Source organism: uncultured Oceanisphaera sp., assembly GCF_947495715.1.
Taxonomy (GTDB): domain Bacteria; phylum Pseudomonadota; class Gammaproteobacteria; order Enterobacterales; family Aeromonadaceae; genus Oceanimonas; species Oceanimonas sediminis.
Window position 1 is genome coordinate 20,798 of sequence record NZ_CANLZU010000004.1, and the last position, 24,524, is coordinate 45,321.

At 59.2% G+C, this 24,524-nt stretch carries 23 protein-coding genes and 1 other RNA gene; 17 read left to right on the top strand and 7 right to left on the bottom strand.

Features of this window, described 5'->3' with window-relative positions; translation table 11 throughout:
• Nucleotides 1-232 precede the first annotated feature (232 nt).
• Nucleotides 233-2,950 carry an aconitate hydratase AcnA gene (gene acnA, locus Q0753_RS03505; RefSeq protein WP_298717317.1) on the top strand — a complete coding sequence of 906 codons (2,718 nt, stop codon included), beginning with the start codon at nt 233-235 and terminating at the stop codon, nt 2,948-2,950.
• Between the two features lie 285 nt (nt 2,951-3,235).
• Here the strand turns inward: acnA and Q0753_RS03510 are convergent, their stop codons facing one another.
• Nucleotides 3,236-4,024, bottom strand: coding sequence for a TOBE domain-containing protein (locus Q0753_RS03510; protein WP_298717320.1), 789 nt, complete (start codon nt 4,022-4,024; stop codon nt 3,236-3,238).
• A gap of 144 nt (nt 4,025-4,168) precedes the next feature.
• Between Q0753_RS03510 and modA the strand changes: the two genes are divergently transcribed.
• The 3 genes from modA to modC are packed head-to-tail and all read left to right on the top strand — an operon-like array spanning nt 4,169 to nt 6,687.
• The gene (gene modA / locus Q0753_RS03515) at nt 4,169-4,927 is read left to right on the top strand and encodes a molybdate ABC transporter substrate-binding protein (RefSeq protein ID WP_298717323.1); all 759 of its coding nucleotides are present in this window, start codon (nt 4,169-4,171) and stop codon (nt 4,925-4,927) included.
• 24 nt (nt 4,928-4,951) lie between these two features.
• Nucleotides 4,952-5,629 (top strand): molybdate ABC transporter permease subunit, encoded by a 678-nt coding sequence (modB, locus tag Q0753_RS03520; protein ID WP_298717716.1) that lies wholly within the window; start codon nt 4,952-4,954, stop codon nt 5,627-5,629.
• Nucleotides 5,626-6,687, top strand: a complete 1,062-nt coding sequence (gene modC, locus Q0753_RS03525) for a molybdenum ABC transporter ATP-binding protein (RefSeq protein WP_298717326.1) — start codon at nt 5,626-5,628, stop codon at nt 6,685-6,687. Before modB ends, modC begins: the two co-directional genes overlap by 4 nt.
• A 34-nt stretch (nt 6,688-6,721) precedes the next feature.
• Here the strand turns inward: modC and rpiA are convergent, their stop codons facing one another.
• The 3 genes from rpiA to Q0753_RS03540 form a co-directional block, all read right to left on the bottom strand.
• Nucleotides 6,722-7,381 carry a ribose-5-phosphate isomerase RpiA gene (gene rpiA / locus Q0753_RS03530; protein WP_298717329.1) on the bottom strand — a complete coding sequence of 220 codons (660 nt, stop codon included), beginning with the start codon at nt 7,379-7,381 and terminating at the stop codon, nt 6,722-6,724.
• Nucleotides 7,382-7,476: 95 nt separating this feature from the next.
• Nucleotides 7,477-8,055, bottom strand: a complete 579-nt coding sequence (locus Q0753_RS03535; protein ID WP_298717332.1) for a 5-formyltetrahydrofolate cyclo-ligase — start codon at nt 8,053-8,055, stop codon at nt 7,477-7,479.
• A gap of 135 nt (nt 8,056-8,190) precedes the next feature.
• Entirely contained in the window at nt 8,191-8,421 is a 231-nt protein-coding gene (locus Q0753_RS03540) for a VF530 family protein (RefSeq protein WP_298717335.1), read from the bottom strand.
• A gap of 179 nt (nt 8,422-8,600) precedes the next feature.
• Between Q0753_RS03540 and Q0753_RS03545 the strand changes: the two genes are divergently transcribed.
• Together Q0753_RS03545 and Q0753_RS03550 are read left to right on the top strand one after the other, a co-directional pair.
• Nucleotides 8,601-10,037 carry an ethylbenzene dehydrogenase-related protein gene (locus tag Q0753_RS03545; RefSeq protein ID WP_298717338.1) on the top strand — a complete coding sequence of 479 codons (1,437 nt, stop codon included), beginning with the start codon at nt 8,601-8,603 and terminating at the stop codon, nt 10,035-10,037.
• On the top strand, nt 10,034-10,585 hold the full coding sequence (locus Q0753_RS03550; RefSeq protein WP_298717341.1) for a hypothetical protein: 552 nt from the start codon (nt 10,034-10,036) through the stop codon (nt 10,583-10,585). Before Q0753_RS03545 ends, Q0753_RS03550 begins: the two co-directional genes overlap by 4 nt.
• Before the next feature lie 88 nt (nt 10,586-10,673).
• Here the strand turns inward: Q0753_RS03550 and ssrS are convergent.
• Both ssrS and zapA read right to left on the bottom strand, forming a co-directional pair.
• Nucleotides 10,674-10,856, bottom strand: a non-coding RNA gene (ssrS, locus tag Q0753_RS03555) — 6S RNA.
• 34 nt (nt 10,857-10,890) lie between these two features.
• The gene (zapA, locus tag Q0753_RS03560) at nt 10,891-11,190 is read right to left on the bottom strand and encodes a cell division protein ZapA (protein WP_298717344.1); all 300 of its coding nucleotides are present in this window, start codon (nt 11,188-11,190) and stop codon (nt 10,891-10,893) included.
• Nucleotides 11,191-11,341: 151 nt separating this feature from the next.
• Between zapA and Q0753_RS03565 the strand changes: the two genes are divergently transcribed.
• The 11 genes from Q0753_RS03565 (at nt 11,342) to Q0753_RS03615 (ending at nt 21,684) form a co-directional block, all read left to right on the top strand.
• Nucleotides 11,342-11,908, top strand: coding sequence for a UPF0149 family protein (locus tag Q0753_RS03565; protein WP_367179488.1), 567 nt, complete (start codon nt 11,342-11,344; stop codon nt 11,906-11,908).
• Nucleotides 11,909-11,926: 18 nt separating this feature from the next.
• A complete protein-coding gene (ubiH, locus tag Q0753_RS03570; protein ID WP_298717350.1) occupies nt 11,927-13,117 on the top strand; it encodes a 2-octaprenyl-6-methoxyphenyl hydroxylase in 1,191 nt (396 codons plus the stop codon).
• A gap of 3 nt (nt 13,118-13,120) precedes the next feature.
• Nucleotides 13,121-14,332 carry an FAD-dependent oxidoreductase gene (locus Q0753_RS03575; RefSeq protein WP_298717353.1) on the top strand — a complete coding sequence of 404 codons (1,212 nt, stop codon included), beginning with the start codon at nt 13,121-13,123 and terminating at the stop codon, nt 14,330-14,332.
• 320 nt (nt 14,333-14,652) lie between these two features.
• Nucleotides 14,653-15,756 (top strand): glycine cleavage system aminomethyltransferase GcvT, encoded by a 1,104-nt coding sequence (gene gcvT, locus Q0753_RS03580; RefSeq protein ID WP_298717356.1) that lies wholly within the window; start codon nt 14,653-14,655, stop codon nt 15,754-15,756.
• Nucleotides 15,757-15,788: 32 nt separating this feature from the next.
• Nucleotides 15,789-16,178, top strand: coding sequence for a glycine cleavage system protein GcvH (gcvH, locus tag Q0753_RS03585; RefSeq protein ID WP_298717359.1), 390 nt, complete (start codon nt 15,789-15,791; stop codon nt 16,176-16,178).
• Nucleotides 16,179-16,314: 136 nt separating this feature from the next.
• A complete protein-coding gene (gene gcvP, locus Q0753_RS03590) occupies nt 16,315-19,197 on the top strand; it encodes an aminomethyl-transferring glycine dehydrogenase (protein ID WP_298717362.1) in 2,883 nt (960 codons plus the stop codon).
• Between the two features lie 220 nt (nt 19,198-19,417).
• Nucleotides 19,418-19,807, top strand: coding sequence for a host attachment protein (locus Q0753_RS03595; RefSeq protein WP_298717365.1), 390 nt, complete (start codon nt 19,418-19,420; stop codon nt 19,805-19,807).
• A 119-nt stretch (nt 19,808-19,926) separates the two neighbouring features.
• On the top strand, nt 19,927-20,400 hold the full coding sequence (locus tag Q0753_RS03600) for a hypothetical protein (RefSeq protein ID WP_298717368.1): 474 nt from the start codon (nt 19,927-19,929) through the stop codon (nt 20,398-20,400).
• A gap of 193 nt (nt 20,401-20,593) precedes the next feature.
• Entirely contained in the window at nt 20,594-20,905 is a 312-nt protein-coding gene (locus Q0753_RS03605; protein WP_298717371.1) for a YqjD family protein, read from the top strand.
• A 137-nt stretch (nt 20,906-21,042) separates the two neighbouring features.
• On the top strand, nt 21,043-21,438 hold the full coding sequence (locus Q0753_RS03610; protein ID WP_298717373.1) for a phage holin family protein: 396 nt from the start codon (nt 21,043-21,045) through the stop codon (nt 21,436-21,438).
• Nucleotides 21,439-21,441: 3 nt separating this feature from the next.
• A complete protein-coding gene (locus tag Q0753_RS03615; protein ID WP_298717375.1) occupies nt 21,442-21,684 on the top strand; it encodes a hypothetical protein in 243 nt (80 codons plus the stop codon).
• Between the two features lie 17 nt (nt 21,685-21,701).
• On the opposite strand, the gene Q0753_RS03620 is transcribed toward Q0753_RS03615, so the two are convergent.
• On the bottom strand, nt 21,702-24,509 hold the full coding sequence (locus tag Q0753_RS03620) for an HD domain-containing phosphohydrolase (RefSeq protein WP_298717378.1): 2,808 nt from the start codon (nt 24,507-24,509) through the stop codon (nt 21,702-21,704).
• Nucleotides 24,510-24,524 lie beyond the last annotated feature (15 nt).

Consider the following 24,524-nt stretch of genomic DNA (forward strand, 5'->3'; position numbering starts at 1 on the left):
TCTATCTACGCTATCTTGCGAGCAAGCGCCAACAAGAAAAATCGGGCCTGAACTAAAAATTTTTTACCTGTACTTACAAACTAGCAGCGCTGGGCGGTTTTTACGCCAATAAACACTTATTTTGCATGTGTTATGAGCAGATACTTTCTTTGCTGCCGGTACTATGCCTAAATGTTGTACTGTACGCGTCGGTTGTTTTGCTCCGGCCACTGCCCATCGATGAGGAGGAATCATGTCTTCCAGTCCAAATGCGTCTTTTATCGATACCCTGACCCTGGGTCAGCAATCCTTTCATTACTACAGCCTGCAAAAACTGGCGGCCAGGCAGGAACTGGCCCGTCTGCCCAAGTCACTCAAGGTGCTGACCGAAAACCTGCTGCGTAACCTGGATGGCGACACCGTCACTCAGGATGATATCGCCGCCATGGTCGACTGGCTGCAAAAGGGGACTTCCAGTCGGGAAATTGCCTTTCGCCCGGTACGGGTACTGATGCAGGATTTTACCGGGGTGCCGGCGGTAGTGGATCTGGCCGCCATGCGCGATGCGGTGCAGCGGCTCGGCGGCAAGGCCGAACAGGTAAATCCGTTGTCTGCGGTGGATTTGGTGATCGACCACTCGGTGATGGTGGATGCTTTTGCAAATGAACAGGCATTTGCTACCAACGTGGACATGGAAATGGCCCGCAACGGCGAGCGTTACGCCTTTCTGCGCTGGGGCCAGCACACCTTCGATAACTTCCGCGTGGTGCCGCCCGGCACCGGCATCTGTCACCAGGTCAACCTGGAGTACCTGGGCCAGACGGTATGGCAACAGCAGCAGGACGGCACGACGGTCGTTTGCCCGGATACGCTGGTGGGTACCGACTCCCACACCACCATGATCAACGCCCTGGGCATTCTCGGCTGGGGTGTCGGCGGTATTGAAGCGGAAGCGGCCATGCTGGGCCAGCCGGTGTCGATGCTGATCCCCGAAGTGGTGGGCTTCAAGCTCAGCGGCCAGTTACGCGAAGGCATTACCGCCACCGATCTGGTGCTGACGGTGGTGCAGATGCTGCGCAACAAGGGAGTGGTCGGCAAATTTGTGGAATTCTACGGTGACGGTCTGGCGAGCCTGCCGCTGGCCGACCGCGCCACCATCGCCAACATGGCACCGGAATACGGCGCTACCTGCGGCTTTTTCCCGGTGGACGAAGAAACCCTGCGCTATCTGCGGCTGACCGATCGCAGTGAAGAGCAGGTGGAGCTGGTCGAAGCCTATAGCAAGGCACAGGGACTGTGGCGTCATGCCGGTGACGAGCCGGTGTTTACCGACACCCTGAGTCTGGACATGGGCGAGGTGCAAGCCTGTCTGGCGGGGCCCAAACGGCCGCAGGACCGGGTCGAATTGTCCAAGGTACCGGCGGCCTTCAACCTGAGCCGGGAGCTGAGGGTCGGGCAAGCCCAGCAACAGCGGCTGGAAGGCGAGGGCGGTCAGACCGCGGTCGGCTGCGAACAGTCGCTGACCGGCACCGAGTTCTCGCTCGATGGCAGCACCCACCGGCTGCAGGACGGTGCCGTGGTGATTGCCGCCATTACCTCCTGTACCAACACCTCAAACCCGAGTGTGTTGATGGCCGCCGGCCTGCTGGCCAGGGCGGCGGCAGAGCGGGGGCTGACCCGTGCCCCCTGGGTCAAAAGTTCGCTGGCCCCCGGCTCCAAGGTGGTCACCGACTACCTTGAGCAAGCGGGACTGATGACCTATCTGCAACAACTGGGCTTTTATCTGGTGGGCTACGGTTGCACCACCTGCATCGGCAACTCGGGCCCCTTGCCCGAGCCCATCGAGCAGGCGATTCGGCAGCATGACATTACCGTCGGCTCGGTCCTGTCGGGCAACCGCAACTTTGAAGGGCGTATTCATCCCTTGGTGCAAACCAACTGGCTGGCGTCACCGCCGCTGGTGGTGGCCTATGCGCTGGCCGGCAACATGAACGTCGATCTGACTCGCGATCCCCTGGGTAACGATAAAGACGGCAAGCCGGTTTACCTGAAAGATATCTGGCCGTCGCAGCAGGCCGTTGCCGAGGCGGTGGCGCTGGTCAACAGCGACATGTTCCACCAGGAGTACGCCCGGGTGTTTGACGGTGATGAACGCTGGCAGGCCATCGAGGTAAAAGGCAGCAGCACCTTCAACTGGCAGGCAGATTCCAGCTACATTCAGCACCCGCCGTTTTTCCAGACCATGGCCAAAGAGCCGGAGCCGGTGGAAGACATTGTCGAGGCCCGGCTGCTGGCAGTATTGGGCGACTCGGTCACCACCGACCATATTTCTCCGGCCGGTAATATCAAGGCCGACAGCCCGGCGGGTCATTATCTGCAATCGCTGGGGGTGGAGCGCAAGGACTTCAACTCCTACGGCTCTCGCCGCGGTAATCACGAGGTGATGATGCGCGGCACCTTCGCCAATATCCGCATTCGCAACCGCATGCTGGAAAACGTGGAAGGCGGAGAAACCCGCCATTACCCCAGCGGAGAGCAGCTGTCGATCTTTGACGCCGCCATGCGTTACCAACAGGAAGACGTGCCGCTGGTGGTGGTGGCCGGCAAGGAATACGGCACAGGATCCAGCCGCGACTGGGCCGCCAAGGGCACCCGCTTGCTGGGGGTGCGCGCCGTGATTGCCGAGTCTTACGAGCGTATTCACCGCTCCAACCTGATTGGCATGGGCGTGGTGCCGCTGGAGTTTATCGGTGACAGCATCGACAGCCTGGGGTTGAAAGGCGACGAGCTGATCAGCATCAAGGGCTTGAATGACCTGAGCCCCGGCAAGGAGCTGACCGTGGCCATTAAAGGGGCGGACGGCAAGGTGCAGCAAATCAAGGTGCGTTGTCGCATCGACACCGGTAACGAGCTGACCTATTACCGGCACGGCGGCATACTGCACTACGTAATCCGGCGCATGCTGGGGTAACAAGCGATAAGCCATATCTGGAGGCAACAGGGTTGCCTCTTCCTGACGCATGAGTTAGCCGGTGGCATCCCCAAAAGGCGATGCCCCAGCTTCAAGGAGGGCAAAGGGATCTGCTCAGCCGACCTTCTGTTTCAGGGATGAAACAGAGAGCGTACATGGATGTATCCACAGCGTGTCGGCGGAGTGGGCCCTTTGGCCGATGTGCAAACATCGGACTGAAAACGATCTGATTACCGACACTTTATGTGTAACTAAGAGACATTCTTAAAGCTGACAGCCGTCCATTCACCCCAAGGTAGCCAGTATCACTTGAGAAGGAGCAAAACAGGCCTGAACCCGGTCACCGGCGGCCAGCTTCAGCCGGTGGCTGTCTGTTTTTGACAGCAGGGCGCACAGTGGTTCCCCCTGATCCAGCTGAAGTTCGTATTCATCGAATTCTTCCCCCGGCACAACGGCAGTGATAATCCCCGGCAGGCGGTTATCACTGTCGGTAATGGCGGTTCTTTCCGGCACCAGCCTCACCCAGGGCGCCTTGACCAGCGCCAGTACTTCCTTACCGGGAATGAGCCCCAGCCGATGGCTGCTGCGTTCGGTAATATCCGCATAGACTCGAGCGCCGCCGGTCATCTGCAGGCAGATCTTGCGGTTGAGATGCGTCGGCTCCAGCGTCAGCACGCGCGTAAAAAACTGGTTGCGGGCGCTGGTCTGCAGCGAAAAACGGGCCACTACCGACAGCAGGCTGTCGAGCGAAGTGGACTCGTCCTGCAGGGCGTCGACCGCCATGCGCTCGATTCGATTCAACAGACCATATATTTTAAGCAAGCGTTCGCCATAAGGCGTCAGTACGGCGCCGCCGCCGCCCTTGCCGCCGGTTTCACGTTCCACCACCGGGCTGTCGGCCAGCCGGTTGATGTCGTTTACCGCATCCCAGGCCGATTTGTAGCTGATGCCGGCGGCCCTGGCGCCCTGACTGATCGAGCCCTGAGCACGGATCTGCTCCAGCAAACGAATACGCTTGGGATTGACGAAAAGCTGCTCCTGGCTGTGCAGGCTTAGCAGTAGTTCCAAATCCATGATGGCTCCTCAGTATTACCGGCTGTCATTATGGCCACATTCATCCTTCTTCGCGGGCGGGGCAGTATCGTTGTATTTTTATTTATATAGCGATAGAGTGCCAGCGTTGTATCTATTTTTATATAGCCAGTGGAGAAGAGTGAAATGCAACACCGACTGAGATTCACTCTGTTGTGTGCCGTTCTGGGGTGCTCGGCGCCGTTGGCCGCCGATGAAATTCGAGTGGCAGTAGCTACCAACTTCATCGAAGTGATGGAGCGGCTGGGCGATGATTTTGCCGCACAAAGCGGGCACCAGGTACTCATTTCTTCCGGAGCCACTGGCAAGCTGTATGCACAAATCAAGAACGGGGCTCCCTATGATGTGTTTCTGGCGGCAGACGAACGGCGTCCGGCCCTGCTGGATCAAGAAGGGGTGGCCATTGCCGGCAGTCGTTTCACCTATGCGCTGGGCAAGCTGGTGCTGTGGAGCCCGATCGAAGATTACATTTCCCCTGATTTGCGGGTACTGAAGAAGCAGGATTTTCATTTTCTTTCCATCGCCAACCCGAAAACCGCACCTTATGGCCGTGCCGCGCAGCAGGTGCTGGAAAAGCAGGGTGTCTGGGCCGCGCTTAGGCCCAAAATGGTGCGCGGTGAAAACATCGGCCAGGCCTATCAGTATGTGTTCAGCCAAAATGCTCAGCTGGGATTTGTCGCCAAGTCCCAGGTATTCAAGAACGGTGTCTTTGCCGAGGGCTCTTACTGGCAGGTGCCGGAGCCGTTATATGATCCCATAGTGCAGCAGGCGGTATTGCTGAAAGACGGCGCCGCGGCTCGCCAGTTGCTGGACTATGTTCGTTCGCCGGCCGCCGCCGGGGTGATTGAATCCTACGGCTATGGCGTGGCCGCCGGCTCCCATTAACCGACATCAAGGAAAAGCATGTTGTTGTCTCAGGACGATCTGTCGGCGCTGCTGCTGACGGTGCGATTGGCGGCGGTCACCGTGCTGGTGCTGCTGGTGATCGGCATGCCGCTGGCATGGTGGCTGAGCCAGAGTCGCTGTCGGCTCAAGACGCTGGTAGAGGCGGTGGTGGCACTGCCACTGGTGTTGCCGCCGACGGTACTGGGGTTTTACCTGCTGCTGGCGCTGGGGCCGAACGGCATCTTCGGCATCACCTCTCAGGCGCTGGGCGGTGGCACCCTGGCGTTCAGTTTTACCGGTCTGGTGATCGGTTCGGCCTTTTATTCGCTGCCGTTCGTGGTGCAGCCGTTGCAAGGCGCCTTCGCCAGTATCGGCCGGCGTCCGCTGGAGGTAGCGGCTACCTTGCGGGCTTCGCCGCTGGATCGGTTTTTTACCGTGGTGCTGCCACTGGCCCGCAATGGCTTGTTAACGGCGGTGGTGCTCGGCTTTGCCCATACCCTGGGGGAATTTGGCGTGGTACTGATGATTGGCGGCAACATTCCGGGAGCGACCCAGGTGATCTCCATCGCCATCTATGACCATGTCGAAACCCTGCAATACGGCGACGCGCATCTGCTGTCGGCCATTCTGCTGGTGTTGTCATTCAGCATATTGCTGCTGGTGTATGCGCTTAACCGACGCTTTGCGGTGGTGCACCCATGAGCATCCATGCCGCCTTTACCCTGCAGCGGCCCGACTTTCGACTGGAGGTGGAGTTCGAGCTGCCCGCCACCGGCGTCACCGCGCTGTTCGGCCCTTCCGGCTGTGGCAAAACCACCCTGCTGCGGGCCATGGCGGGTCTGGAGCGCTGCTCCGGGCATTTTCGGCTGGGCGAGCAATGCTGGCAAAGCGAGCAGCTGTTTGTGCCGACCCATAAAAGACGGCTCGGCTACGTGTTTCAGGAGGCGAGCCTGTTTGCACACCTGTCGGTACTGGGCAATCTGGAATATGGCTGGCGGCGGTTGCCGGCGGCGCTGCGGCGAGCCGACAAGGCGCAGTTGATCGACTGGCTGGGGCTGACGCCGCTGTTACACCAACGGGCGACCGAGCTGTCCGGTGGTCAGCGCCAGCGAGTCGCCATCGGCCGGGCGCTGCTTACCAGCCCGCAGCTGTTGTTGCTGGACGAGCCGTTGTCGGCACTCGACACCCGCGCCAAGCGGGACATTCTGCCTCTGCTGGAACGACTCTCGGCCCAGGCCGGGGTGCCGGTGGTGTATGTCACCCATGCGCCGGAAGAAGTGGAACGGCTGGCCGATCGGGTGCTGTTGATGGAGGGTGGGCGCATCAGCCATAACGACAGCCTGCAGCAGGCACTGGCTCGCCCCTTGAGTCCCTTGTTTCGGGATGAAGACGCGGCGGGGGTGCTGGAAGGCCGGCTCGGCGAGGTGCTGGCCGATGGTCGGCTGCCGTTCGACTGCGCCGCCGGTCGGCTGTGGCTGGCCGGGCATGATCCTGCCGGGGCGGGGGCGGCCCGGCTGCGGGTGTTGGCTCGCGACGTCAGCGTGGCGCTGGCGCCGGTGCCCGATATTTCGGTGCTGAACCAGTTACCGGCGCGGGTAGTGAGTCTGACCCCAACCTCGACCGGGCAGGTGTTGCTGATGCTGGCACTCACCGGTGAGCTGCACATACCGGCGCGGCTTTCGGCCTATTCGGTCGAACAGCTGAAATTGATGCCGGGCAGCCCCTGCTATGCCCTGATCAAGGCGGCGGCACTGGTTTAAGCGGCGGCATCCGGGCGGACGCCGCACAAGAAGATTAAACGCCTTTGCGGACCACACCACTCGGGCTGCCAATCAGCAGCACATCGGCGCCGCGTTCGGCGAACAGGCCGTTGGTCACCACGCCGACGATGGCATTGATGCGGTTTTCCAGCTCTCTGGGCGCGGTGATCTGCAGGCCGTGCACATCCAGAATCTGGTTGCCGTTGTCGGTGATCACGCCTTCCCGGTAGACCGGTTTGCCGCCGAGCTTGGCCAGTTCTCGGGCCACGTATTCACGGGCCATGGGAATGACTTCTACCGGCAGCGGAAAGCGGCCCATCACATCCACGGTCTTGGTGCCGTCGACGATACAGATGAAACGGTCGGCCACGGCGGCGACGATTTTTTCCCGGGTCAGGGCTGCGCCGCCGCCCTTGATCATCGCCATGCTGTCGTCTATTTCATCGGCGCCATCCACATAAACGGCCAGCTCGCTGACGTCATTCAGATCGAAGATGCGAATGCCGAGCTGTTCCAGTCGGGCGGTGGAGGCTTCGGAGCTGGATACGGCACCCTTGATCTGATCCTTGACCGAGCCGAGGGCGTCGATAAAGTGATTAACGGTCGAGCCGGTACCCACACCCACTATGGTGCCCGGCGTTACGTAATCCAGCGCCGCCCAACCGGCGGCTTTTTTCATCTCATCTTGTGTCATGGCTTTTTTCTCTTGCTCAGGGCTATGGTGCTTACGGCGGTCTGCTGTAAAAGTGGCGGCATTATAGCAAAGCACACTTGCCTTGCATGTGGCTTTTACCAGCGCCAGTGCTGGTCGGGAGTGATCAGCTCCGGCAGGGGGATGTCCCAGCTGTCGGTAGGAATAGCGGGTAGTTGCTGGCAATTATGGGCCAGGCCCACGGGACGTGGCCCAAGTCCCTGACGCCAGGCGGCCAGGGTGCGGTCGTAAAAGCCGCCGCCCATGCCGATGCGATTACCCTGGCTATCAAACGCGACCAGCGGGGTATAGATAACGTCCAGCTCCTGCTTGGGCAGCAACAGACGAATATCCAGTTTGGGCTCGGGAATACCGAAGCGGTTGGCAATCAGCCGGGTGTCGGGGTCATAGCGCAAAAACAGCAGGTGACCGGGGCTGAAGTGATGCAGCACCGGCAGGTACACCTGAGTACCTTGTGACCAGTACCAGTCAATCAGCGGCTGCGGATCCAGCTCGCCGTCGTTGGCCAGATACAGCGCCACCTTGCCGGCCTGGGCCAGATGCTCGGCGCCGGCCACATGCCGAATGATCACCTCGGATGCCGCCTGCTGCTCGGTGCCGCTCAGGGCTCGGCGGGCCTGGCGGATCTGCTGTCGTATTTGATGTCTGTCGGTCATGAAAGCGTCCTGCTTATTAAATTCCACGGTAAGGCGAGCAGTGTAAGGGGGAAGGGGGCTACGAAGGTGTGAACAGGCCTCGCCGTTCTTGTTCACCTCACGTCTTTCCTCTCATTCCTCACTCTTCTCGGCGGTTCAGTGATGCCAGGGGCTGTTCTTCAGCCGAACATAGAGTGCTTCCACTTCGGTGCGCGCCCAGGGGGTACGGCGCAGAAAGGTAAGGCTGGACTTGATGCTCGGATCCTTCTTGAAGCAGTTGATATTGACCCGGCGGGCCAGCTCTTCCCAGCCGTAACGATCCACCAGCTCGGTCAGCAGATCCTTGAGGGTAATACCGTGCAGCGGGTTGTTGGGTTGTTCTGTCATCGGGGAGTACCAGACGTGATTAACGAAGCAAGCCGCGATTGTAGCAGTATTTGCGCCAATGGCGGGAGAGGCATGATCCAGAACAACCCCGTTGTCACAGAACTGTGCTAGTTTGAGTCCCATTGCCAATAGCAATGCCGATAACAATAAAACGCCTCGAGCAGGCACGGGAGAGCAAGATGACAAGAGCAAGAACCCCCGCTGTGGTGACCTGCTTTATTGCAGGTATGGCAGTGGCCTGGTTCAGTCAGGGCACTGGCGTGGTGAAGTCGGATCCGGAACGCAATATCTGGATTCCGCCCACCCTGACCATGCCGCTGCAGGTACAGGCGGCCTATAACGACGAGCAGATCTTTTTTCGTTACCGCTGGCCGGCCGACAAGCCCCATGTTTATCACGACATGCTGCGCTATCAGGATGGCAACTGGGTTCGCTATGGTGCGTCGCGTACCGGCCCCGATCCCGAAGGCACCTATGAAGATCGGGTCAGCATGCTGGTAGACGATGGCCGGGTACCGGAGTTTGGTCGCTATGGGGGCTACATCACCGTTGGCGCCGACATGCGGTTTTTCACTCATCAGGCCAGCAAGTCCGAGGTGGCCGCCGATCCTTATATCGGCGGGAAAATGGGCGCCAACGAGGTGCAGAAACATTTGCCCGCCACCCGTACCGACATGGCCGACTGGCGAAGTGTAAAGTCAGAGTCCGATCTCGATGCGCAGCGCGCCAGTGGCTATTTTCTGGATCTCTGGCACTGGCGGGCCGGTCGCTCCAATGGGGTGAACATGTCCGACGACCAGCTGGTGGCCGGGCACCGGATCAGCGATGCCGGCAAGGGCCCCTTCAGCACCAACTGGGATGCAGAGCGCAATCAGCCGTTGTTCATGTTTGATCGCGACAAGGCCGGCATGGATGCTCTGACCTGGCGGCAGGTGCAGCAAGACAGCGTCGACTTTGATGGGGTCTATTATCTGTCGGAAGACATGGCCAGGCCCTTCGACCCGACTCATGAGTGGCAGCAGGATGATGTGATTCCACGTCGTCTGCTGCGCAGCGGCCAGGGCTCCCGGGCCGACATCAGCGTGTTGGGTCAGGGACGCTGGCAGGATGGCTGGTGGGATATTACCCTGCAGCGCGCGCTGGATACCGGCCATCTGCTGGACGACAAGGCATTTCAGCATCAGGGGCGTTACGATCTCGCCTTTGCAGTGCACAGAGATGCGACCGGCAGTCGCTGGCACTATGTGTCTCACCCCTACACCCTGGGGCTGGGCCGTGATGCGGATCTGGTCGCCCGTTATATCGACGGCGATCGCCCGGTCTGGAACGATGACGGATGGACCGACATGACCCTGTTTTACCCAGGCCAGGTCAGCTGGCCACAGTTGACCAGTCAGGCGCACGCCGGGGCGCCCAATATCGCCGCCGGTGAGCCGGTCAGGCCACGGCACAGCGAGCAGCAACTGGCACAATACGGGGTCGAAATGGAATTCAATGCCGAGATCACCCGCCAATGGTGGCTGACACTGGGCGCCGGTCTGGTGCTGATGCTTGGCCTGTGGCTGGGGCTGCGCCGTGACTTTACTTCCACTACCAAGCGAGGAGACGCACAATGACGGGCATGCATCATATGCTGGTTCACTTTCCATTGGCATTCTGGGCGCTGGCGCTATTGATGATGCTGCTGGGCCGCTTTCGGCAGAGCGCACTGGCGCAGGCGTGCCGGTCGGGCTTGCCAGCGGTGCTGGTACTGGCCTGGCTGGGTGCCATTGCCGCGCTGGTCAGTGGCTGGCTGGTGTGGCCGGCAGCGGCCAACCTGCATAGTCCCATGGTACGCAATCACCTGCTGATGTCACTGTGGGCCACCGGCCTGTGGACGGTGATCACCCTGCTGGTCTGGCGGGCACAACACGCGGCGCTGAAAGGCGGGCAGGGGCTGATACTGATAGTGCTGGGGCTGATTGGCTCGGCGTTGTTTGCCATCAGCGGTACTCTGGGGGGATACCTTGCCGGGGCTCCCACCCAGCTGTCACAACTGCTGGGGCAACTGGGCTGGTCGGTTTACGGCACCTTCTACCTGCCGGACTGGAGTTTGATGTTACTGGTGGTACTGGGGGTCGGCTGTGCCGTCTTGGGCATGGGCGGCCGGGCTCGTAACGCGTAAGCGCTACGCGATTATCGCGCATAAAAAAAGACCGGCGTTGCCGGTCTTTTTTGTGTCTCTCGAACAGATAACCAGAGAGAACCAAGAGGGAATCCCCAGGGTGCCGTTGCAGGTGTTAGTCCTTGAACCCGTTGGTTCAAGGCGGAAACCCGGTATCTACCGCAGGCTTCTCGGTCGGGCCGAGCATGCTCAATAGTAAATAACACGGCTTTCCTGTGCTGTGATTATCGGCTCAGGGACGCCACCCAACTGACGAACACCCCAGGGAAAGCTAAACTTTTATCTTAAATCCAAACGCGTGCTACCTAGCCTACCTTGCTGGCCAGGGCATCTTCAATCGTATGCTGAAGCATTTTGATGCGCTTATCCATGGCGTCAGCATATTGGTAGTTCTTGTCTTTTTCAAGCTCAAGTTCATGGCACACATTCAGGGCCAGCATAATGGCGATCTGCTCATTCGAGCCCGCCTTGCCGCCCTGCTTGAACTTGTGTATACGCTCGTTGAGCATATCGGCTGCCCGTTGCAATGCCGCTTCCTGCCCAACAGGACAGGCCACCTTATAAGGGCGCCCGAGAATAACGATGTCGATTGCCGCTGTGGTCATGTGATCCTCAGATAGCTGATTGCAATAGGCCATAAAATTGTGGCGACTATATAGGGGCGCACCAGAAGTTTCAAGGGGTTGCTGGCCTGAGCGAAGTCACAATGCTAGGATCTGCCCCATATCCGCCACCTTTTTGCCAATCGAGTACATGATGAACGACAACGCCCGTCTCAACTACGACGCCTTCACCACCTTGCTTGAACACCACAATATGGTGGTGACCGCCGCCGAAGTGCATGGCGTTATCTGCGGTTTGATCTGCGGCGGCATGGCCAAGAACGACCCCCGCTGGCAGGAACACTTCAATGCGCTGCTGAACGACGACTTCGGTTTGCCTGCCGACGTGAAAAAAGCGGTTAACCTGCTGTTTAGCCGGGTATATGACGAGCTGGTCAGTCAGAGCCGTTTTGAACTGCTGATGCCGGAAGACGACGAGCCGCTGGATGAGCGACTGGATGCGATGATGGAGTGGGCCGCCGCCTTTCTGGCCGGCTTTGGTGTGGTGCAGGTGGAGCTGAACAAGGCTTCGCCCGAACTGCAGGAAATGATCCAGGACATCAGCAGCATTACTCAGGTTGCCAGCGACTTCGATCAGGAAGACGAAGAAAGCGAAACCGCCTTTGTGGTGCTGTATGAGCATCTGAAGCTGGGGGCGACGCTGGCTTTTGAAGAATTCGGCAAGGGTCAGCCTGCGCCCAAGCGTCCCACCTTACATTAAGCAAGACCGTTCAACCAAATGACCCATTATGATGTGGTAATTAACGGCGGCGGCATGGCCGGTGCCGTATTGGCACTGGGCCTTAGCCGCTTGCACCGCCCGGATGGCTCGGCCCTGCGCATTGCGGTTATCGAAGCGGTTGCTCCGGAGCGAGACCTGCACCCGGGCTTTGATGCGCGCAGCATTGCCCTGGCCGGACACAGCCGTGAACTGCTGGAGCAGTTGGGCCTGTGGCCCCGGTTGGCCGGCCTGACCACCCCCATCACCCATATTCAGGTCTCCGATCAGGGCCATTTGGGTCAGGTCAATATTCGTGCCGACGACTACCCGGTACCGGCACTGGGGTATGTGGTTGAGCTGCATCCGGTGGGGCAGTTGCTGTATCGGCACATGACCCAGAGCTCCAACATCGAATTGCTGTGTCCTGCTTGCATCGAGACGCTGGTCCAGGAGTCCGAACGGGTGGTGTTGACCCTCAATGATGGTCAATCACTGACCGCCACACTGCTGGTCGCCGCCGATGGCAGCCAGTCGGTGGTACGCCGGCAACTGGGACTGACCAGTCGCCGGCTGGACTACCGGCAAAGTGGCATTATTGCCAATGTTCAGACGGCTGCTCCCCATCAGGGGCGGGCCTTCGAGCGTTTTACCCGCGAAGGCCCCATCGCCTTGTTGCCGATGGGGGAAGGCCGCTGTTCGCTGGTGTGGTGTGCCTCTTGTGATCGGGCCGAACAGCTGATGAGCCTCGACGACGAGGCCTTTTTGCAACAGCTGCAGCAGGAATTCGGCTATCGGCTTGGCCGGCTGCAACGCACCGGCCGGCGACACTGCTACCCACTGGTGCTGGATGAAATTGAACGGCCCTGGCATCACAGGGTCGCCCTGATCGGCAATGCCGCACACCTGCTGCACCCCATTGCCGGCCAGGGATTCAATCTGGGGCTGCGGGATGTGGCGGCACTGGTGGACAAGGTGCACCGGGCCTTGATGGACGAGCGGGACATCGGCAGCTATTCGGTACTGTCCGCTTACGGTCAGGCTCGCCAGCCGGATCAGGCCGAGATTGTCGGCCTGACCACGGCGCTGGCGCTGATTTTTTCGAATGATCACCCGGCACTGGCTGCCGGGCGTAACCTGGGGTTGATGGCCATGGCGGCCAGCAGCACGGCGAAAGACAAACTGGCCTGGCGGGCCATGGGCAAGAGGTAACGCATGCAAGCGACAGATGTGATCGTGATTGGTGGCGGCATGGTGGGGCTGACCCTGGCGCTGGCGCTGGAGCACAGCGGTCTCAAGGTGGCGGTGATAGAAGGGCAGACGCCGGAGCCCGAGCTGCCGGCCATTCCCGATAATCGGGTCAGTGCCATCAACCTGGCCTCCCGGACCCTGTTCGAACGGGTGCAGGCCTGGCCGGAGCAAAGCGAACGCCTGGGTCCTTATACCAGCATGGAAGTGTGGGAGGCGGACAGCGCCGCCCGCATCGAATTTTCTGCCGCCCTCATGCATCAGTCGCACCTGGGTCATATCGTAGAAAACGCCCTGCTGCAGCAAAGCCTGCTGGCCCGAGCCCGTCAGTGTCCTCATATCAGCCTGCATATGCCGGCGCGTGCCACTTCGGTGTCGGTGAGCGAGCAGGGCGCCTTTGTGCTGCTCGATAATGGCACCCCCATTACCGGTCGTTTGCTGGTGGGAGCCGATGGTGCTCGCTCCTGGCTGCGTGAACAACTGCAGCCGGGCATGATTGAATGGGACTATGACCACAGCGCATTGGTGGCGACGGTGGCGACCACCGAGTCTCACGAGCAGACCGCCCGACAGATTTTTCGCGGCAACGACATTCTGGCATTCCTGCCGCTGGCCGATTCGCATCAGTGCTCCATTGTCTGGTCGTGCGCGCCGGAGCGGGCCGAGGCGCTGCTGGCGTTGTCTGATCTCGAATTCAACAAGGCGCTGTCCCATGCCTTCGATCTGCGCCTGGGCCAGAGTGAGGTGCTGGGGCCGCGCATGGCCATTCCGCTCAAGGCCCGTTACAGTCAGCAGTTCTGTGGTCCGCGCTGGGCGCTGATTGGCGATGCGGCCCATACCATACATCCGCTGGCGGGGCAGGGCGTGAACCTGGGGCTGCAGGATGCGGCCGCCCTGGCACAAACCCTGACCACGCTGCATGAGCAGGGCAAAGACATCGGTACCCTGGCCGAGCTGAAATCCTTCGAGCGCTGGCGCAAGGCGGAAGCGGCCACCCTGCTGGCGGCCATGGAGGGGCTGAAACGGTTGTTTACCCATCCACATCCGCTGGTGCGTGGCTTGCGTGGTCTGGGCTTGAGCCTGACCGATAGATTAACGCCCTTCAAGCGCAAGCTGGCCGCCCATGCCCTGGGTAGCGACGGGCTGCAATCTCGGCTATCTACACCTGAGAAAAACTAATCACAGCGTCACTCGGGATTAGTTTTCTTGCGGCTAACTTTTACCTGCCGATGGCGAAATTATTTGCGCTTATGCTTTTCAATGAGCATTAAAGTGCATCATATATTAATTTTTTGTTAATTTTACGGTGTTAATGCTGGTTTTGGCACTTCCTTTCGTTGAAACGACTGTTGCCTGTTTGATCACACTTTTACGGCCACGATGAAACGATAAGTTTTTTTTGGGGTTGGTGCGGTTTTATCCCCCGCCGGCTTGGGTATAATCAGGGTGCAATATCGGATTATCGCTCACAGGCCAGGCCTGGAATAAAAGGAAGCGCCATGACTCAGCAAACAGTTCTGCACCCTCAGCACCTGGAAGCCGGTGCCAAGATGGTGGATTTTCACGGTTGGGATATGCCCATTAACTATGGCTCTCAGCTTGAGGAACATCATGTTGTGCGTAACGACGCCGGCATGTTCGACGTGTCTCACATGACCATCGTCGACGTTAAAGGCAGCCAGGCGAAACCCTTCCTGCAAAAGCTGCTGGCCAACGACGTTGCCCGTGTCAGCCAGCCCGGCAAGGCCATTTACAGCGGCATGCTCAACGAGCAGGGCGGTGTTATCGATGATCTGATCACCTACTTCTTTGCCGATGATGACTATCGCATGATCGTCAACTCCGCCACCCGCGACAAAGATCTGGCCTGGATGAGCAAACAGGTACAAGGCTTTGACGTCACCCTGACCGAGCGCCCCGAGCTGGCGATGATTGCGGTACAGGGCCCTAACGCCAAGGCCAAGGCCGCCCAGGTATTCAACGCCGAGCAAAACGCCGCGGTAGAAGGCATGAAGCCCTTCTTTGGCGTACAGGCCGGCGACCTCTTTGTTGCCACCACCGGCTATACCGGTGAAGACGGCTATGAAATCGTGGTGCCGGTCGACCAGGCTGCCGCGCTGTGGAATGCCCTGCTGGCGGCTGGCGTCAAGCCCTGCGGTCTGGGTGCGCGCGATACCCTGCGTCTGGAAGCGGGCATGAACCTGTATGGTCAGGACATGGACGAAACCGTGTCTCCGCTGGCCGCCAATATGGCCTGGACCATCGCCTGGGAACCGGCCGAGCGTGACTTTATCGGTCGTGACGTGCTCGAAGCCCAGAAAGCCGAAGGCAGCCAGCACAAGCTGGTGGGCCTGGTGATGAAGGAAAAAGGCGTGCTGCGTGCCGGCACCCCGGTGCGTTTTTTTGACGACCAGGGCCAGGAGCAGCAAGGCGTTATTACTTCCGGTAGCTTCTCGCCTACACTGGGACACAGCATTGCCCTGGCGCGGGTGCCGCGCTCGGTGGGAGCCAATGCTGAAGTTGAAATGCGTAAAAAATGGATGCCGGTGTCGGTGGTCAAACCGACATTCGTACGTTTCGGCAAAGCGGTCGCCGAATTTTAAGAATTCAAGCCAAGAATCAAGAGGAACAACTGATGAGCAATATCCCCAGTGAATTGAAATATGCCCGCTCCCACGAATGGGTTCGACTGGAAGAAAACGGCGAAGCGGTGGTTGGTATTACCGAGCACGCGCAGGATCTGTTGGGTGATATGGTATTTGTTGAGCTGCCCGAAGTGGGCCGCACCGTTGACGCGAGCGAAGACTGTGCCGTGGCCGAATCGGTCAAGGCCGCTTCCGACATTTATGCGCCGGTCAGCGGTGAAATCATTGCCGTGAACGACGCGTTGGAAGACAGCCCCGAGCTGGTTAACTCCGACCCCTTCGGTGACGGCTGGTTGTTCCGCATCAAGCTGGCAGACGAGTCTGATCTGGACGAACTGCTGGATGCCGCCGGTTACGAAAACAGCATCGACGAAGACTAATACCAAGCCCCCGAACAGGGGGCTTCCTGTTAATTCGACCCTGCAATCATATTTCAAGACCTTGCCGGTAAGTACCCCCCAGGGGCCGGTTGTCTGTGTGCCTCCAGGCTGCTGGCCTGTTAAGGAAGTTAATAAAATGACCCAGTCTTTGTTTGAACTTGAGCAGAATAATGCCTTTATCGGTCGCCACATTGGCCCGGCCGAGCAGGATGTGGCCGAGATGCTGGCCGTGGTGGGCGCCGAGTCGCTGGACGACCTGATCCGCCAGACGGTTCCCGCCAACATTCTCAACGATCAGCCCATGGGCATCGGTGCCAGCCGCACCGAAGTAGAAGCCCTCGCTTACCTGAAATCCCTGGCCCGGCAAAACAAGGTCAACAAGAGCTATATCGGCATGGGCTATCACGACACCCATGTGCCTCTGGTTATTCAGCGCAATGTGCTGGAAAACCCGGGTTGGTATACCGCTTATACCCCTTACCAGCCGGAGATTGCCCAGGGTCGTCTGCAGGCACTGCTCAACTTCCAACAACTGACTCAGGATCTGACCGGCCTGGATCTGGCCAGCGCCTCGCTGCTGGACGAAGCCACCGCCGCCGCCGAAGCCATGGCACTGGCCAAGCGCGTGAGCAAGAACAAGAAAGCCAACATCTTCTTCATTGCCGACGATGTACACCCGCAGACCATCGACGTGGTCAAAGAGCGCGCCGAGCACTACGGTTTCGAGATCCAGGTAGCCCCGGCCGAGGCGGTCGTCGAGCACGACGTCTTTGGCGCCCTGTTCCAGTATCCGTCTACCACCGGTCAGATCCGCGACATTCAGGGGCTGATTGCCAGTGTGCAGAGCCAGAAGGGCATCGCCTGTGTGGCCGCCGACATTCTGTCTCTGGTGCTGCTGAAGGCGCCGGGCGAGCTGGGTGCCGACGTGGTACTGGGCAACGCCCAGCGTTTCGGTGTACCCATGGGTTACGGTGGTCCGCACGCCGCCTTCTTTGCAACTCGTGACGCCCACAAGCGTTCACTGCCGGGCCGTATTATCGGCGTGTCCAAAGACACCCGTGGCAAGCCCGCGCTGCGCATGGCGATGCAGACCCGCGAGCAGCACATTCGTCGCGAAAAGGCCAACTCCAACATCTGTACCGCTCAGGTGCTGCTGGCCAACATGTCCAGCTTCTTCGCCGTGTACCACGGTCCCGAAGGCCTCAAGCGCATCGCCAACCGGGTACACCGCCTGACCGACATTCTGGCACTGGGTCTCCAGTCCAAGGGTGTGGCGCTCAAGCATGACACCTGGTTCGACACCCTGACCCTGATCACCGCCGACAAAGACGCCATCAACGCCCGAGCCCTGGCCAGGGGCGTGAACCTGCGTACCGATCTGGACGGCGCCCTGGGCGTGTCACTGTCGGAAACCACCAGCCGTCAGGATGTGGCCGAGCTGTTCGACATCTTCCTCGGCGAAGGTCACGGTCTGGACGTGGAAGCACTGGATGCCAAGGCCGCCGCCGGCACCGACTCCATTCCGGCGGCGCTCACGCGTGACAGCGCCATTCTCACCCACGAAGTGTTCAACAAGTATCACTCCGAAACCGAGATGCTGCGTTACATCCACAAGCTGGAAATGAAGGATCTGGCGCTCAACTACAGCATGATTTCACTGGGCTCCTGCACCATGAAGCTCAACGCCACCGCCGAAATGGTGCCGATCAGCTGGCCCGAGTTTGCCCAGATCCACCCCTTTGCGCCGCTGGATCAGACCCGGGGTTATCAGCAGATGCTGACCGAGCTGGAAGACTGGCTGGTAAAGGTTACCGGTTACGACGCCATCTGCATTCAGCCCAACTCGGGCGCCCAGGGTGAATACGCCGGCCTGCTGGCGATCAAGAAGTATCACGAGTCCCGCAACGAAGGTCACCGTGATATCTGCCTGATCCCGAGCTCGGCCCACGGCACCAACCCGGCCTCTGCCCAGATGGCCAACATGAAGGTGATCGTGGTGGCCTGTGACAAGAAAGGCAACGTCGACATGGCCGATCTCAAGTCCAAGGCGGCCGAGGCGGGCGAGAACCTGTCCTGCATCATGGCGACCTATCCGTCGACCCACGGTGTGTACGAAGAAAGCATCCGCGAGATCTGTGACGTTATTCACAGCTATGGCGGTCAGGTGTACATGGACGGCGCCAACATGAACGCCCAGGTGGGCATCACGTCTCCCGGCTTCATTGGCTCCGACGTATCGCACCTCAACCTGCACAAGACCTTCGCCATTCCGCACGGTGGCGGCGGTCCGGGCATGGGTCCTATCGGCATCAAGGCACACTTGGCTCCGTTCGTGGCCGGCCATGCGGTGGTGAAAACCGACAAGGAAAGCCGCAACAACGGCGCCGTGTCTGCCGCGCCATTCGGCTCTGCCAGCATTCTGCCCATCAGCTGGATGTACACGGCACTGCTGGGCGATGAAGGCCTGAAGCGCTCGACCCAGCTGGCCATTCTCAACGCCAACTACCTGATGAAGAGCCTGGCCGAGGATTACTCCATCCTTTACACCGGCCGCAACGACCGCGTAGCCCACGAGTGCATCGTGGACCTGCGTCCGTTGAAGGAAGCCAGCGGCATCAGCGAAATGGATGTGGCCAAGCGTCTGAACGACTTCGGTTTCCATGCGCCGACCATGAGCTTCCCGGTGGCCGGCACCCTGATGATCGAGCCGACCGAATCCGAATCCAAGGCCGAGATCGATCGCTTCATCTTCGCCATGAAGCAGATCCGCGAAGAAATCCGTCAGGTAGAAAACGGCACCTGGACCCTGGAAGACAACCCGCTGGTCAATGCGCCGCATACTCAGGATGACATCATGGATGCCGAGTGGAATCGCGGCTACAGCCGCGAGCTGGCGGTGTTCCCGTCTGCCGAGGTACGCAGCTCCAAGTTCTGGCCCACCGTTAACCGCATCGACGATGTGTTTGGTGACCGTAACCTGTTCTGTAGCTGCCTGCCGACCGAAGCCTACGGCGAGTAAGCGCTAGACGGTTCACGATCATTTAAGTTGGAAACCGACAATTAAGTTGGAAACCCATGTAAAAAGCCCTGCTGGTTAGCAGGGCTTTTTTTTGTTGGTGGTATCAACATCAGCCAGATCAAAGTCGCACTCAAGGCCGCGATGTGGTTTGTGAAAAATGGACGATACTTAGGAGTCTTAACTACCCTTGGATATTCCTACCATCAACATGAGGTGCTATATGGCAGACTGGATCGTAGTGACTGATGCTTCAAAAGCCGTGGTTTATCTGCAAGACAGGGTTGAAGGCGTGTTTGAAGAGGTGATGGATCTTGCTCATCCGGAAGCCCGTTTAAAAGCGAGTGATCTTGTCAGCGACGCGCAGACCATTCCGGAGAAAAGCGACCCGCGGCATACCGAGAATCAACGCTTCGCGCGTGACATTATCGGCCGGGTTCGCCATGCCCTCGACACCAACGAAATTCGGGGTTTCTATCTGGCGGCCCCGCCCCAGTTTCTTGGTTTACTGCGTGATGCCATGGATGATCATATGCGCAAGGCGCTGTACAAGGATCTGGATAAAAACCTGAGCGGCGCGTCTCATGAAGAGGTGGTTGCCGCTTTCGCCTGACTCGCCTGGGATCCTTATTCCGCAGTAACGGCCGGAGCCTGCCTCGGGTGAGTTTCGGCTTGAGTCATCAAGCTCCGTAAGCATTGAGCATGACCGGGCATACGGTTAAGGAGGCCCCGATGAACAGATCCTTTTGTTACTCACCGATACGCGTCGGCTTTTGCTTATTGCTGCTGGCTTTGCCTGTTGCCGCGCAGGCCGATACGGCCCGGGTTATCGAGCTGACCCAGACCGGTTGTCAGTTTATTGAAAGCGAGAACGGGGTCGATCATGGCTATGTTACCCGCAGCAAGGCCGATTGTGATCGCATCAATGCCGAGACCGCCGTTGAGCGGCTGACCCGGGCTCGCACGCTGGAGCTGGAGCCCGGTCGCTATATCTTCAGGGTGCATAACCTGAATGTGCCCTATGAGCTGGGATTCTGGCTGCGAGGTGCCAGTCTGCTGGACAGGGCCCTGCTGCCCAGTGTGTCCGGTGGCGGCCTTGGCATGGGGACTAGCCGCGATTATGAAATCGAGCTTGAACCCGGCGAATATCTTTACTCCTGCCCGCTGAATACCACCCCCGACTATCGCCTGACGGTGGCGGACTAATCGATGGCCGCATCGTGGTCGGGCATCTGGCCATTTTTCGAATGGGGATCATCCGCCAGATCCGGTCGTTGAACGTCTCGCCAGTGACCAAAAATATGGTGGTGGACTGGCTACTTCGCCGGTTAGTGGATATGGTGAGCAGGCATTATGCAGTTTAAGAAGATGTTTATTTCTGATTAGACAAGGAGGCGGCATGAGCCGGAAGTATGAAGCGGAAAGAGCGGTATTGATGGATGACGTCAAGCAGTTGCTGAAGGATGCCGAAGCACTCTACAAGGCGGCAGCCGATGACGGCACCAAGGAAGGCAAGGCGCTGAAAGAAAAGCTGAAAGCGCAGCTGGAAAAGGCCCAGGGCCAGTTTTCCGATATGGAAGACTCTGTGGTGGAGCGCACCCGACAGGCGGCGGCGCAGACCGACGATCTGGTTCACAGCAAACCCTATCATGCCATGGGTATTGCGGCCCTGGTCGGGCTGGTGCTGGGAGCCTTGCTGAGCCGTCGGTGAGTTGTCCTTGTCTGCTTCTGCGATGGCCCGGCCGACAACAGGCTGACAGTTGCCGAGCAGGCACGAGGAGATGAAAGGTCTCGGGCGGCGAAGTTCAGCGCCGCCCAAGCGGAGGTTTACGCCATAAGGAAGGTTCAATGAGTGGCCAGATCAATTCGTTGAAGGAGTTGTTGCATACCATTACCGAGCTGCTGTTTGTCCGCTTCAAGATGGCCCGCATCGAGTTTATTGCCCAGAAAGAGCGCATGGTCCGGCTTGGCATGCTGGCGGCTTTGGCGGTTTTTCTGTTCTTCATGTCTTACATCAGCCTGCTGTTCGGTCTGAACCTGGTATTGTCCCATTCGGCCAAACTGTGGGTGTTCTTCGGGCTGTCGGCGGGATTGCTGCTGCTGATGTGCTGGGCCTTCTGGGCCATCGTCCGTAACCTTGCCAGCCAGCGCCGGTTTCTGGCCGACACGCTGCATGAGTTGCAGGAAGACGTCGCTTATATTCAGGGCAAGAAAAATATGTCCGACTGGTCGTTGAAGGACTGAGTTATGCACAAGTCGTTACAACAGGAACAACAGCTGTTGCAGCTGAAAGCCGAAGCGCTGCGGCTGAAGCTGCTGACCAATCAATTGCGTCGGCAGCAGGAGCAGTCCGGGCCTGACGTACTGGAACTGGCCAGCAAGTTACCCAGGGCCGGGCTGCTATGGCGGCTGGCCAACATGCCGCGCAAGCTCAGAAACAAGTTATTGCTGGGCGGCGCCCTGCTGGCGGTGATCTACCTGCGCTTCTGAGCCTCCATCGATGAGGATCACGACATTAACTCCAGTATCCGCTGCTTGTTGACCGAATCCAGTTGTTCCGGTGCGAGAAAGCGAGTTCCGTATTGCAGATAGAGTTCCTGCTCGACAAAGAAGCGAAACAGCCCGGGATCCAGGTGCTGTTTTTTGACCATGGCTGCCATTATGGTCAGCGTTTCGCTCAGGCTCTTGGCTTTTTTATAGGGCCGGTCGGCGGCGGTGAGGGCTTCAAATACATCGGCCAGCGCCATCATCCGCGCCTGTAACGGCAAGTCGCCGGCCTTCAGGCTGCGCGGGTAGCCCTGGCCGTCCATGCGCTCGTGATGACCCGCGGCCAGCATGGGTACCTCGCTGAGGTGTTCGGGGTAGTGCAGTTCGCTCAGCATGATCAGGGTATGCACCATGTGGGCATTGATGGTGTAGCGCTCTTCCGGGGTCAGGGTGCCCCGGGCGATGGCCAGGTTATAGCGTTCTCCCAGATCCAGCTTGAGCTCGGGTTGCTTCAGGGTAATTCCCCAGGGATTGTCGTGGTCGATGCGCTCCTTGGCCGGGTAGGGCAGCCGATGCCAGGGCTTGTCGGCCAGCAGCGGCTCCCATGCGGGCAGCGACTCGCTATCGCCGCGGCGTTGCAGCTCTTCCCACGACAGCCCCAGCGTATTGTCCAGAGTGCGCAACCAGCGCCGTTCGGCAATGTGGTTCAGCCGCTCCAACTGTGCTTCGCTGACGGTTTCTCCCCCCTGGTTCAGATGGGCAATAAAAGCGAAGTCGTCATCCAGTTGCCGGTGTTGTTGTTCTCGTTGCCGGGCGAGCAGATTCTCATTCCCACCATTGGCTATTTCCTGCCAATAGAGGATGTCTGCATCGCGTTTGAGCACCTCGAAGCGCATTCTGATCTCATGCAGCCGGTTATAGATGGTCTCCAGCTTGGTAGCCTTGTCTATCACATGCTCAGGGGTCACTACCTTGCCGCAATCGTGCAGCCATGAAGCCAGATAAAGTGCCTCCCATTCCTGCTCGGACAGCCGAAAATCCGCATAGTCGCCATGCTCGCTGTGGTGAGCGGCACGGGCCAGCATCAGGGTCAGCTCGGGTACGCGCTGGCAGTGACCGCTGGTGTAGGGGGACTTGGCATCGATGGCGGAGGCGATGACCCGAATCATCGACTCGGTCATCTGCTGCTGCTGTTCGAACAGCGCCATGTCTTCCAGCGCCAGATTGGCAAATTCGCTGTAATGAGTGATGAAACGACGCTTACCGGCAGAAAGGGAAGCGGTGCCATAGCGCAGGCCAAGCACGATGGCGCCGTTAAGCTTGCCGAAGCGGTCATACAGCAGCCAGGGCGGCTCAAAGTGCAGGCCACGACCTTTCAACGCCTGCAGGATCAACATAGACAGTTCGTCTGGCTCGACCTTGTCGGGCAACGGGATGCGATGTTGTTGCGCTTTATCCAGCAATTCCAGGCAGTGCGTCTTGTCTTGCTGTGTGGCCCGGTACACCAGACAGCGTTGTCCGCCGCTCAGGTGTTGTATGCCCTGACTGAGTCGCTGCAGCATGCTGTTGAAATCATCACTCTGTGACAGGCGGTGCAACTCCTGGATAAAGCCGGCCAGGGTGCGGTGCATCAGCGTGATGGCGCGGGCCTGGGCATCCAGCTCCCGGTAGAAATAGTGCCGTTCCTTCAGGCCGTCAAAGTCGAACTCCTGAATTCCTTTCATGTCTTCTGCCATTTGTCGCAGGGGGCGGGTGATGGCACGAGACGCCATGATGACCACCGGCAGGCTCAACACCACAATCAACAGCGTCAGCCACGCCTGGGAGCGACCAAAGCCGAGCGCTTGTGCCATCAGCTTGCGATAGGGGATCAGGGTAGACAGGCGCAGATCCAGGCTGCTTTTGCTGCCGGTGTCCAGGGTCAGCGGGATTTGCTGACCCAGCCAGACATCGCCGTTCAGCTCGACTTTCCAGCTTGCCAGGTCGGGCTGGGTCGACAATATTCCAAATCCCTCCAGTTCATCAAAGGCCGGCATAAGGTCGGCGGATGCCGACTCGGGCAGGCTGCTGGCCAGCACCTGAAATGCCGGCGCCTGCAATAGCAAAGTGTGAGCCTGTGGCAAGGCCTGTTTGAGCTGGGCATCCAGGTCGCTCAGCAGTAAATCGGCTGCCCACACCCGTTGCCGGCTGGCATCTCCCAAAGACAGGGTAATACCCGGAACCTGTGAAAAGTGAAAATAGTAGGGCGGGGTGATGTGCAGATCCGGTTGTGTAAGGGTAGGGGCAAACCAGGGGCGGGTGCGGCTATCGAAGGACTCGGCGTAGAACTCGACTTCGTCGACCAGCCGATAATGGCGGTCGAAATAGAAGCGCCGGGCAGTGCTGTCCGGCGCTATGATCTCCATCATCAAATCGGCACCTGTTGGCGCCGTGAAAGCGGCACGTGTCTGCGGATCGCGTATCATGCTGAACGCCAGGGTACGACCATCGGGCTCGCCTACATAAAAAGCGGTGACTCCAGGGTTGGCGTCCAGCAGGGGATGCAGCAGAGGCCACCAGCGAGCAGGGGTCTGCTCGCTGGTGGCGAGGGTGACGTCATTGGCTCGCATCAGGGTCAGGCCGGTATTGATGTTGTGCAGGCTCTGCTCCAGCTGTTGGCTGAGTCTACTCGCGAGGCTGTCGAGGCGGTGTTCGCTGTTGGCCAGCACAAAGGCGCTGTTATGGCGGTGCTGCGCATAGATAAGCACGCCACCCAGCAGAATGATCAGGGTGGCAAACATGCAGGTAATGTATACTCGCAGGCTGAAACGTGAGTAGAAAAGGGACATGGCCGGCATCCGTGA

What these genes read in the sequence shown, in the direction of transcription:
- Q0753_RS03605 (WP_298717371.1), top strand. Translation starts at nt 20,594, where the DNA reads ATGAGCCGGAAGTATGAAGCGGAAAGAGCGGTATTGATGGATGACGTC.
- ubiH (WP_298717350.1), top strand. Translation starts at nt 11,927, where the DNA reads ATGACCCATTATGATGTGGTAATTAACGGCGGCGGCATGGCCGGTGCC.
- Q0753_RS03620 (WP_298717378.1), bottom strand. Translation starts at nt 24,509, where the DNA reads ATGTCCCTTTTCTACTCACGTTTCAGCCTGCGAGTATACATTACCTGC.
- Q0753_RS03595 (WP_298717365.1), top strand. Translation starts at nt 19,418, where the DNA reads ATGGCAGACTGGATCGTAGTGACTGATGCTTCAAAAGCCGTGGTTTAT.
- Q0753_RS03550 (WP_298717341.1), top strand. Translation starts at nt 10,034, where the DNA reads ATGACGGGCATGCATCATATGCTGGTTCACTTTCCATTGGCATTCTGG.
- Q0753_RS03615 (WP_298717375.1), top strand. Translation starts at nt 21,442, where the DNA reads ATGCACAAGTCGTTACAACAGGAACAACAGCTGTTGCAGCTGAAAGCC.
- Q0753_RS03600 (WP_298717368.1), top strand. Translation starts at nt 19,927, where the DNA reads ATGAACAGATCCTTTTGTTACTCACCGATACGCGTCGGCTTTTGCTTA.
- Q0753_RS03535 (WP_298717332.1), bottom strand. Translation starts at nt 8,055, where the DNA reads ATGACCGACAGACATCAAATACGACAGCAGATCCGCCAGGCCCGCCGA.
- gcvP (WP_298717362.1), top strand. Translation starts at nt 16,315, where the DNA reads ATGACCCAGTCTTTGTTTGAACTTGAGCAGAATAATGCCTTTATCGGT.
- Q0753_RS03575 (WP_298717353.1), top strand. Translation starts at nt 13,121, where the DNA reads ATGCAAGCGACAGATGTGATCGTGATTGGTGGCGGCATGGTGGGGCTG.
- Q0753_RS03565 (WP_367179488.1), top strand. Translation starts at nt 11,342, where the DNA reads ATGAACGACAACGCCCGTCTCAACTACGACGCCTTCACCACCTTGCTT.
- modC (WP_298717326.1), top strand. Translation starts at nt 5,626, where the DNA reads ATGAGCATCCATGCCGCCTTTACCCTGCAGCGGCCCGACTTTCGACTG.
- Q0753_RS03610 (WP_298717373.1), top strand. Translation starts at nt 21,043, where the DNA reads ATGAGTGGCCAGATCAATTCGTTGAAGGAGTTGTTGCATACCATTACC.
- rpiA (WP_298717329.1), bottom strand. Translation starts at nt 7,381, where the DNA reads ATGACACAAGATGAGATGAAAAAAGCCGCCGGTTGGGCGGCGCTGGAT.
- Q0753_RS03510 (WP_298717320.1), bottom strand. Translation starts at nt 4,024, where the DNA reads ATGGATTTGGAACTACTGCTAAGCCTGCACAGCCAGGAGCAGCTTTTC.
- zapA (WP_298717344.1), bottom strand. Translation starts at nt 11,190, where the DNA reads ATGACCACAGCGGCAATCGACATCGTTATTCTCGGGCGCCCTTATAAG.
- Q0753_RS03545 (WP_298717338.1), top strand. Translation starts at nt 8,601, where the DNA reads ATGACAAGAGCAAGAACCCCCGCTGTGGTGACCTGCTTTATTGCAGGT.
- modA (WP_298717323.1), top strand. Translation starts at nt 4,169, where the DNA reads ATGCAACACCGACTGAGATTCACTCTGTTGTGTGCCGTTCTGGGGTGC.
- gcvT (WP_298717356.1), top strand. Translation starts at nt 14,653, where the DNA reads ATGACTCAGCAAACAGTTCTGCACCCTCAGCACCTGGAAGCCGGTGCC.
- acnA (WP_298717317.1), top strand. Translation starts at nt 233, where the DNA reads ATGTCTTCCAGTCCAAATGCGTCTTTTATCGATACCCTGACCCTGGGT.
- gcvH (WP_298717359.1), top strand. Translation starts at nt 15,789, where the DNA reads ATGAGCAATATCCCCAGTGAATTGAAATATGCCCGCTCCCACGAATGG.
- Q0753_RS03540 (WP_298717335.1), bottom strand. Translation starts at nt 8,421, where the DNA reads ATGACAGAACAACCCAACAACCCGCTGCACGGTATTACCCTCAAGGAT.